This window comes from Cyanobium sp. NS01 (genome assembly GCF_014280235.1).
Lineage (GTDB): Bacteria > Cyanobacteriota > Cyanobacteriia > PCC-6307 > Cyanobiaceae > NIES-981.
In genome coordinates, this window is the sequence record NZ_CP047940.1 from 2,331,748 (window position 1) to 2,341,166 (window position 9,419).

Sequence of the window (9,419 nt, forward strand, 5' to 3'; positions counted from 1 at the left end):
GGAGCAATGACATGAAAAAAACCCCGGCCTGAGCCGGGGTTGGATTGGTGGTCCCTCGAGCGAGGCAAGCGTCAGGCTGCGTCAGCCGAACTTGCCAGAGGTGGAGGCGATCAGGAACGCCGCGTAGGTGAGGAAGTAACCCACGGTGAAGTGGGCCAGACCAACCACACGGGCCTGAACGATGGACAGGGCCACGGGCTTGTCACGCCAGCCCACCAGGTTGGCGAGCGGGGTGCGCTGGTGGGCCCAGACGATGGTCTCGATCAGCTCCTGCCAGTAACCACGCCAGGAGATCAGGAACATGAAGCCCGTTGCCCACACAAGGTGGCCGAACAGGAACATCCAGGCCCAGACCGCCAGGTTATTGGAACCAGCGGGGTTGTAGCCGTTGATCAGCTGGGAGCTGTTGAGCCACAGGTAATCGCGGAACCAGCCCATCAGATAGGTGCTGGATTCGTTGAACTGGGCCACGTTGCCCTGCCAGATGGCGAGGTGCTTCCAGTGCCAGTAGAAGGTGACCCAACCCACAGTGTTCAGGGCCCAGAAGACAGCCAGATAGAAGGCGTCCCAGGCGCTGATGTCGCAGGTGCCGCCACGGCCGGGGCCGTCGCAGGGGAAGGAATAACCGAAGTCCTTCTTGTCGGGCATCAGCTTGGAACCCCGGGCATCCAGGGCGCCCTTCACCAGGATCAAGGTGGTGGTGTGGAGACCAAGCGCGATGGCATGGTGCACCAGGAAGTCACCAGGACCGATCTGGAGGAACAGGGAGTTGGTGCCGGAGTTGAGGCTGTCCAGCCAACCAGGCAGCCAGACGGCGCCGTAGTTGGGCCAGGCGGTGGACGCAATGCTCTCGGAATTGGAGAGCAGAATGTCCATGCCGTAGAGGGCCTTACCGGAGGAAGCCTGCACGAACTGGGCGAACACCGGCTCAATCAGGATCTGCTTCTCGGGAGTGCCGAAGGCCACGACCACGTCGTTGTGGACGTAGAGACCCAGGGTGTGGAAACCGAGGAACAGAGAGACCCAGCTCAGGTGGCTGATGATCGCTTCCTTGTGCTCCAACATCCGAGCAAGAACGTTGTTCCTGTTGGCCTCGGGGTCGTAGTCACGGATGAAGAAGATCGCACCGTGAGCGAAGGCACCGCACATCAGGAAGATGGCGATGTACTGGTGGTGGGTGTAAAGAGCAGCCTGCGTTGTGTAGTCCTTGGCGATGAACGCGTAGGACGGCAGGGCATACATGTGCTGAGCCACCAGGCTCGTCACCACACCGAGGCTGGCCAGGGCCAGACCCAGCTGGAAGTGGAGCGAGTTGTTGATGGTGTCGTACAGACCCTTGTGGCCAGCGCCGAGGTCACCAGGGGTGCCCTTGGGTGGGTTGTGAGCCTCAAGGATCTCCCTGATCGAGTGACCGATACCGAAGTTCGTCCGGTACATGTGGCCAGCGATCACAAAAATACAGCCAATCGCCAGGTGGTGATGGGCAATATCCGTAAGCCAGAGAGCCTCGCTCTGGGGGTGGAAACCACCCAGGAAGGTGAGGATCGCGGTGCCCGCGCCTTCAGCGGTGCCGAACACCTGGTAAGCGGTGTCGGGGTTCTGGGCGTAAACGCCCCAGTTACCAGTGAAGAAGGGACCCAGACCTGCCGGGTGAGGCGACACGGAGAGGAAGTTGTCCCAACCGACGTGCTGACCACGGGATTCAGGAATGGCCACGTGAACCAGGTGTCCGGTCCAGGCGATCGAACTGAAGCCGAACAGCACAGCCAGGTGGTGGTTGAGCCGGGATTCAGCGTTCTTGAACCAGGCCAGGGAAGGCCTGAACTTGGGTTGAAGGTGAAGCCAGCCGGCGAACAGAGCCCAGGCCGAGAGGATCATCATGAAGATGGCCCCTTGATAGAGCTCGGCGTTGGAGCGCATCCCGATCGTGTACCACCAGTGGTACAGACCGGAATAGGCGATGTTCACCGGAGAAGAAGCGCCCGCCTGGGTGAAGGCAGCGATGGCGCCTTCACCGAAGTGGGGATCCCAGATCGCGTGAGCGATGGGACGGACATGCAGAGGATCGGTGACCCACTGCTCAAAGTTGCCCTGCCAGGCGATATGGAACAGGTTGCCCGAAACCCAGAGGCCGATGATGGCCAGGTGACCGAAGTGGGTGGAGAACAGCTTTTGGTAAAGCCGCTCCTCGGTCATGCCGTCGTGGCTCTCGAAGTCGTGAGCCGTGGCAATGCCGTACCAAATACGGCGGGTTGTCGGGTCCTGTGCCAGACCCTGGCTGAACGAAGGAAATTTCGTTGCCATTGGGAAAGGTCAGGAAAGGTCAGCCGACCGCAATCATGCGGGCCAGGAAGAAGGACCAAGTGGTCGCGATGCCGCCCAGCAGGTAATGGGCGACACCCACGGCACGGCCCTGGGTGATGGAAAGGGCGCGGGGCTGAATGGCCGGCGCCACCTTCAGCTTGTTATGAGCCCAGACGATGGACTCAATCAGCTCTTGCCAGTAGCCGCGGCCACTGAACAGGAACATGAGGCTGAAGGCCCAGATGAAGTGGGCACCCAGGAACATCAGGCCGTAGGCACTGGAGCTCGAGCCATAGCTGTTGATCACCTGTGCGGCCTGGGCCCACAGGAAGTCACGCAGCCAACCATTGATGGTGATGGCGCTCTGGGCAAAATTGCCGTTGGTGATGTGCTGGACGCTGCCGTCAGCATTGACGGTGCCCCACACGTCGCTCTGCATCTTCCAGGAGAAGTGGAAGATCACGATTGACAGGGAGTTGTACATCCAGAACAGGCCGAGGAACACGTGGTCCCAAGCCGACACCTGGCAGGTACCGCCACGACCGGGGCCGTCGCAGGGGAAGCGGAAACCGAGGTTCGCCTTGTCGGGAACGAGGCGGGAGCTGCGGCTGTAGAGCACACCCTTCAGCAGGATCAGCACGGTGACGTGGATCGTGAAGGCGTGGATGTGGTGGACCATGAAGTCCGCCGTGCCCAGGGGGATCGGAGCAGCGGCGACCTTGCCACCCACCGCCACCACGGCGCCATTGAACACTTCACTCACGCCGGCGAGGGCGTTGGGAGCGGTGCTGCCGGCTGCAGCGGCGTGCAGACCCTGGATCCACTGCGCGAAGATGGGCTTCAGAGCAATGGCGGAGTCGCTGAACATGTCCTGGGGACGGCCCAGGGCACGCATGGTGTCGTTGTGGATGTAGAGGCCGAAGCTGTGGAAGCCGAGCCAGATGCACACCCAGTTCAGGTGGCTGATCAGGGCATCGCGGGCCTTGAGGACGCGATCCAGCACGTTATCGATGTGCTTGGCGGGGTCGTAGTCACGCACCATGGCAATGGCAGCGTGGGCACCGGCACCAACGATCAGGAAGCCTCCAATCCACATGTGGTGGGTGAAGAGTGAAAGCTGAGTGGCGTAATCAATCCCGATGTAGGGATAGGGAGGCATCGCATACATGTGATGCGCCACGATGATGGTCAGCGAGCCGAACAAGGCCAGGTTCACGCCGAGCTGGGCATGCCAGCTGGTGGTCATGAACTCGAACAGACCATCGTGGCCCTTGGGAGCCGGGAACAGCAGGGGGTCGCCCTTCTGACCTTCCAGGATTTCCTTGATGCTGTGGCCGATGCCCCAGTTGGTGCGGTACATGTGGCCCGCCACAATGAACAGCACGGCGATCGCCAGATGGTGATGCGCAATGTCTGTCATCCAGAGGCTGCCCGTCACAGGATTCAAACCACCCTTGAAGGTGAGGAAATCGCTGTAGGCCGCCCAGTTACCGGTGAAGAAGGCGGAGATGCCAGCACCGAATCCGGGGTAGAGCTGCGAGATAACATCCTGGTTGATGAACTCGTGGGGCAGCGGGATGTCGGCATAGGAGGCGATGGTCTTGCCATTGATCGCCAGCGGCTGGCCGGCATCAATGGCATCCATCAGAGCCGTGGTGGGCAGGGACACGTGCAGGAGGTGCCCTGTCCAGGACAGGGAGCCCAGGCCAAGCAGTCCAGCCAGATGGTGGTTGAGCATCGACTCAACGTTCTGGAACCACTCGAGCTTGGGGGCTGCTTTGTGGTAGTGGAAGACGCCCGCGTTGAGCATCAGGCCGGCCATCACCAGAGCGCCGATTGCCGTGCAGAGCAATTGGAACTCATTGGTGAAGCCCCAGGCCCTCCACACGTGGAAGAGTCCGGAGGTGATCTGAATGCCGTGGAAGCCGGCACCCACATCACCATTGAGAATTTCCTGGCCAAAAATGGGCCAGACCACCTGGGCTGAAGGCTTGACGTGCAGAGGGTCAGCCAGCCAGCCGGTGTAGTTGGAGAAGCGGGCTCCGTGGAAGAAGGCGCCGCTCAACCAGATGAAAATGACGGCCAGATGGCCGAAGTGAGCAGAGAAGATCTTGCGAGAGACCTCTTCGAGGTCGCTCGTGTGGCTGTCGAAATCGTGAGCGTTGGCGTGGAGGTTCCAAACCCAGGTGGTGGTTTTGGGACCTTTGGCCAAGGTTCTGTCGAAGTGTCCGGGCTTTTCAAAAAGCTCGAACGTGGCCGGAACGGGGTTCCGGTCGACCATGGCCTTGGCCTTTTCCCCACGCTCTGGTGGGCTGATGGTCATCGAGACGTTCCTCGAGGGACGGGGTCGAGGTGGTGATCCACCCCTGGAAGCCATCGCATCCGCGCGAGGCGGAGACGGATGACTGATGGGCCCCATGAACGGACCTGCCGGAGCCGGGCCTGTCATGGGCTCCAGCCGGCAGGGGCCTCGCGAAGTGGCGAGATCCGTTGCCATGGCTGGGGCTTTGGGCCCCAGGTAGGGGACCGCTGGCGGCACTATAAGGGTCAAATCCATGCCCCTTGGGCGCCCAGTTACAAAGGTTCAATCCGGCGCCTTCCCAGGCCAGCACTGGGGTCTGCTGGGCAGTTAGAGATACGCCATTCCAATACTTTCCATCTGCTTTGTTACATCGTCAGCCTGGAAAGAAGTCTGTCGGTGACACAGGCGGGTCTCCATCGCCTGCCTGCCAGCAGAATGCAGGCAAGCTTGCGGGGACCAGACAGGGTGAGGGCGCAGCTGAGCGCAGAGGCGCAGCCCAGACCAGCCGCAAGGGGTCTGGCCAGGATCAGGCAGCGGTTGGGTCCGTTGACGGCTGCTCTGCTGCTGGTTGTCCTGCTGACCACAGCCTGTGGCAGCCGTGCCCTGCGGGCCGGCCCGAACCAGACGGATCCCGCTGGGCCGATCAGCCCGGTGGCCCCCGCGGGACGGCTGCAGGAGGTGCCGCCTCCGGGGGCCGTGGCCCAGTTGCAGAAGGCCCTGGCGAGTCACCACCCCGGGGTGAGGATTCAGGCCCCTGCCGACAACAGCCTGCTGAAGGCCGGGCCCTGGACCCTTGAGCTGGCCGTTCGCGACTGGCCCCTGGCCGATGCGGGCGAGCTGGGGCTGGGTGCCCATCTGGTGGTGCAGATCGACGACCAGGCTCCGATCCGGCTCAGCCAGGGTCCAGCCCCAGGGGCCACCAGCCTGCGGCTCGAGCTGCCGGAGCTGGGCGCCGGCAGCCACCGTGTGAGTGCCTATGCCGCCCGGCCCTGGGGCGAGGCCGTGAAGGATCCCGGCGCCTTCGACCAGATCCGGCTGGCCCGCGTCAACACCAACCCCCTGAGCCAGCCGGCCCCAGGCAGCCCCCAGCTGATTCCCTCGGCCAGCCTGGAGGGCGCCCGGCACCAACCGGTGCTGGTGGACTGGCTGCTGCGGGATGCCCCGCTGCAGGGGCTGCGGCCGGGCGATGGCAGCTGGCGGCTGCGCATCACAGTGAATGGTGACAGCTTTCTGGTGGACGACAGCACCCCCCTCTGGCTCAGGGGCTGGCGCACTGGCTCCAACGCTGTGTTGCTGGAGCTGGTGGATGGCCAGGGGGCGCCCCTGAATCCACCCTTCAACAGCCTCGTGCGCGAGGTGTGGATCGACCCGCTGGCTCCAGCCGCCGCCTGGGAAGCTCCATCCCTGAGCGCCCAGCAACTGGCCCAGCTCCTGGGGGAGCAGCCCGTTGAGCCAGCCTCCGGCAACGCTGAGGAGAGCGGCGACCAGCAGAGGGGCGAACCCGAAGGCGACGACGCGGGCCTGACGGCGATGCCTGGGTCTGAGCCCACGCCCGCTCAGCAGAACCCCGCCGAACCGGCCCTCCCGGATGACACTGAGACCGCTGGCCAGCCTGAGCGAGCCAGCCACTCAGAACAGAGCAGGCAGCCAGAGCAGAGCGAGCAGCCCGAACCGGATGCCCAGCCAGCGGCGCAGCAAGAGCCGCAGCCGGCAGCAGTGGAGCCTGAGCTGGGCAGCGCTCCGATGGACAGCAGGCCGACCGGTGCGTCCAGCCGCCAGGCGAGCCAGGCCGACGCCAGCCAGGCCACACCTGAGAGGCAGGGGCCCCTGGCCGGGTTGCGCCAACGGTGGGCCCCGTGAGCACACCAGGCAGGGACCCGTTGATCGCGGCTCCACCGGTGGTCGTTGCAGCCCCTGAAGGGGTCTGGGGGCTGAGCTTCAGCCAGGACGGGGATGGGCTGCTGGATCAGCTGCTGGCGGCGGGCCTGATTGCCCATCGCGTGGGCAGCAGCGACGCCGGCGGCCCGCGGGCCTGCCTGCAGCAGCAGTGGCCGCAGGCCCGCGGCTTTGTGGTGGTGGGGGCCTGTGGCCTGGTGTTGCGGCTGGTAGCGCCCCTGCTGGTGGACAAACAGCACGATCCCGCCGTGGTGGTGCTCGATCCGCGGGGCCAGTTCGCCATTCCCCTGCTGGGAGCCCACGCAGCCGGAGCCGAAGCCCTGGCCGAGCGGGTCGCCGCCCTGCTCGGAGGCCAGGTGGTGCGCACGGGCAGCAGCAGCGGCACGGGAAGCCTGGCCCTGGACCAGTTCGGGACGCGATGGGGCTGGCGGCGCGGCCCGGGGGGGGATTGGAGCGCGCTGATGCAACAAGCGGCCAGGGATTCTGGCCAGCTGGTGCTGCAGCAGAAGCAGGGCAGTCGCTGCTGGCTGGAGCTCGAGGCCAGCCGCAGGCTGCCGCCCGTTCAAGCCTTGGCCCCCAGCGACGCTGATCCGGCGACCCAGCTGCTGATCACCGTGCAGCGCGGCCCAGGCTGTCGCTGGCATCCACCGGGGCTGTGGCTCGGGATCGGCTGCGAACGCCACACCAGCCTGGCCCTGCTGGAGCGACTGGTGAACCAGCAGCTGCAGGGCCTCAACCTGGCGGAGGAGGCCATCGCCGGGCTGGCCAGCATCGACCGCAAGGCCGATGAACCGGCCCTTCTGGAGCTGGCCCGCCAACGCCACTGGCCGCTGCGCTGGCTGTCTGCCGCGGCCCTGAGCGCCGTAGCGGTGCCCACCCCATCGGCAGTGGTGGCCGCTGAGATGGGCACCGCCAGCGTGGCCGAAGCCGCTGCCCTGCTGGCCGCGGGGCCCGGCGCCCAGCTGCTGCAGGCCAAAGTGATCGAACGGGCCAACCCGGGGGAACAGGGTGCCGCCACCCTGGCCATTGCCCTGGCCAAGGAGCAGTGGGCTCCCCAGCGAGGCCAGCTGCACCTGGTGGGCAGCGGTCCGGGGCGGCTGGATCTGCTCACCCCGGATGGGCGCCGTGCCCTGGCCGAGGCCAGCGTGTGGGTGGGCTACGGGCTCTACCTCGATCTGCTTGAACCGCTGCGCCGGCCCGATCAGCTGCGCCTCGATGGCCGCCTCACGGAGGAGCGCCAGCGCTGCCGCCTGGCCCTGGACCTGGCCAACCAGGGGGTGAGCGTGGCCCTGGTGTCCTCGGGCGACAGCGGCATCTATGCCATGGCCGGCCTGGCCCTGGAGCTGTGGCTGGCCCAACCGGACGACGCCCGCCCGTCGTTCACGGTGCACCCTGGAATCTCGGCACTCCAGCTGGCGGCGGCCCGGGCGGGAGCCCCCTTGATGCACGATTTCTGCACCGTGAGCCTCAGCGACCGGCTCACCCCATGGCCGGTGATTGAACAGCGCCTGCGGAGCGCGGCCGCAGGGGATTTCGTGGTGGCGCTCTACAACCCCCGCTCCCGGGACCGCGACTGGCAGCTGGGGCAGGCCAGGGCGATCCTGCTGGCCGCCAGGCCCGCCAGCACCCCGGTGGTGATCGCCCGGCAGCTGGGGCGTGTGGATGAGCAGGTGAGCCTGCACAGCCTCGGCGAGCTGCCGATCGAGACTGTGGACATGCTGACCCTGGTGCTGGTGGGGAACAGCACCAGCTACTGCCGTGATGGCCGCATGGTGACCCCCAGGGGCTACCCGGGCGCCGAGCTGAGCTGAGCCAAAGTCGGGATGACAGGATTCGAACCTGCGGCCCCTTCGTCCCGAACGAAGTGCGCTACCAAGCTGCGCTACATCCCGATGGTCTGGACTTTAGAGGACCGCCGATGGAGGAGCGCCGCCGGCGCAGCAGTTGGCGGCGGGGTGCCGACAGCGGCAGGCTGACCTGAAAGGCGGCCTGACTTTCTACAGTGAGATCCCTCCGCTGCGGTCTGCTCCGGGCCGGTCTGCCCCCTTGCTGAAACCCGAGTGGCTGCGCGTGAAGGCCCCCCAGCGGGAGCGCATTGGCGAGGTGGCGGAACTGCTGCTGGATCTGAAGCTCAACACGGTCTGCCAGGAGGCCAGCTGCCCGAACATCGGCGAATGCTTCGCCGGGGGAACCGCCACCTTCTTGATCATGGGCCCGGGCTGCACCAGGGCCTGCCCCTACTGCGACATCGACTTCGACAAGAGCGTGCGGGCCCTCGACCCCAGCGAGCCGGAGCGACTGGGCGAGGCGGTGCACCGGCTGGGCCTCAGCCACGTGGTGATCACCTCGGTGAACCGCGACGACCTGGCAGACGGCGGGGCAAGCCAGTTTGTCGCCTGCATGGCCGAGGTGCGCAAGCGCTCACCCCGCACCACGATCGAACTGCTGATCCCGGATTTCTGCGGCAACTGGCAGGCCCTGGCGACGGTGATGGACGCGGCACCTGATGTGCTGAACCACAACATCGAAACGGTGCCTCGCCTTTACAGGACGGTGCGACCCCAAGGGCTGTACGGCAGGTCCCTGGAGCTGCTGCAGCGGGTGAGGCAAGGTTGGCCCCGCACTTACTCCAAGTCGGGGCTGATGGTGGGGCTGGGCGAGACCGATGCCGAAGTGCTGGAGGTGCTGGGTGATCTGCGGGCCAACGCCGTCGACATCGTGACGATTGGCCAGTACCTCTCCCCAGGACCGAAGCACCTACCGGTGGATCGTTTCGTGACCCCTGAGCAATTCAAGACGTATCAGCTCCACGGCGAAGCGTCTCTGGGCTTTCTCCAGGTGGTGAGCACACCTCTGACGCGAAGCAGCTACCACGCCGGGGAGGTGAGGGCTCTGATGGTGCGTCACCCCCGCTGAG

At 65.4% G+C, this 9,419-nt stretch carries 5 protein-coding genes and 1 tRNA gene; 3 read left to right on the forward strand and 3 right to left on the reverse strand.

Features of this window, described 5'->3' with window-relative positions; translation table 11 throughout:
• Positions 1 to 81: 81 nt before the first annotated feature.
• Together psaB and psaA are read right to left on the reverse strand one after the other, a co-directional pair.
• Positions 82 to 2,304 (reverse strand): photosystem I core protein PsaB, encoded by a 2,223-nt coding sequence (gene psaB, locus CyaNS01_RS12320; RefSeq protein ID WP_186697317.1) that lies wholly within the window; start codon positions 2,302 to 2,304, stop codon positions 82 to 84.
• Positions 2,305 to 2,323: 19 nt separating this feature from the next.
• The gene (gene psaA, locus CyaNS01_RS12325; protein ID WP_186697318.1) at positions 2,324 to 4,627 is read right to left on the reverse strand and encodes a photosystem I core protein PsaA; all 2,304 of its coding nucleotides are present in this window, start codon (positions 4,625 to 4,627) and stop codon (positions 2,324 to 2,326) included.
• Positions 4,628 to 5,152: 525 nt separating this feature from the next.
• On the opposite strand from psaA, the gene CyaNS01_RS12330 reads away from it, so the two are divergent.
• Together CyaNS01_RS12330 and cobJ are read left to right on the forward strand one after the other, a co-directional pair.
• Positions 5,153 to 6,466, forward strand: a complete 1,314-nt coding sequence (locus CyaNS01_RS12330) for a hypothetical protein (protein WP_186697319.1) — start codon at positions 5,153 to 5,155, stop codon at positions 6,464 to 6,466.
• A gap of 38 nt (positions 6,467 to 6,504) precedes the next feature.
• The gene (cobJ, locus tag CyaNS01_RS12335; RefSeq protein WP_186697320.1) at positions 6,505 to 8,313 is read left to right on the forward strand and encodes a precorrin-3B C(17)-methyltransferase; all 1,809 of its coding nucleotides are present in this window, start codon (positions 6,505 to 6,507) and stop codon (positions 8,311 to 8,313) included.
• Positions 8,314 to 8,320: 7 nt separating this feature from the next.
• On the opposite strand, the gene CyaNS01_RS12340 is transcribed toward cobJ, so the two are convergent.
• Positions 8,321 to 8,394: transfer RNA gene (locus CyaNS01_RS12340), tRNA-Pro, on the reverse strand.
• Between the two features lie 124 nt (positions 8,395 to 8,518).
• Here CyaNS01_RS12340 and lipA point away from each other — a divergent pair.
• Positions 8,519 to 9,418 (forward strand): lipoyl synthase, encoded by a 900-nt coding sequence (gene lipA, locus CyaNS01_RS12345; protein WP_186700780.1) that lies wholly within the window; start codon positions 8,519 to 8,521, stop codon positions 9,416 to 9,418.
• Position 9,419: the final 1 nt, after the last annotated feature.

What these genes read in the sequence shown, in the direction of transcription:
- psaB (WP_186697317.1), bottom strand. Translation starts at nt 2,304, where the DNA reads ATGGCAACGAAATTTCCTTCGTTCAGCCAGGGTCTGGCACAGGACCCG.
- psaA (WP_186697318.1), bottom strand. Translation starts at nt 4,627, where the DNA reads ATGACCATCAGCCCACCAGAGCGTGGGGAAAAGGCCAAGGCCATGGTC.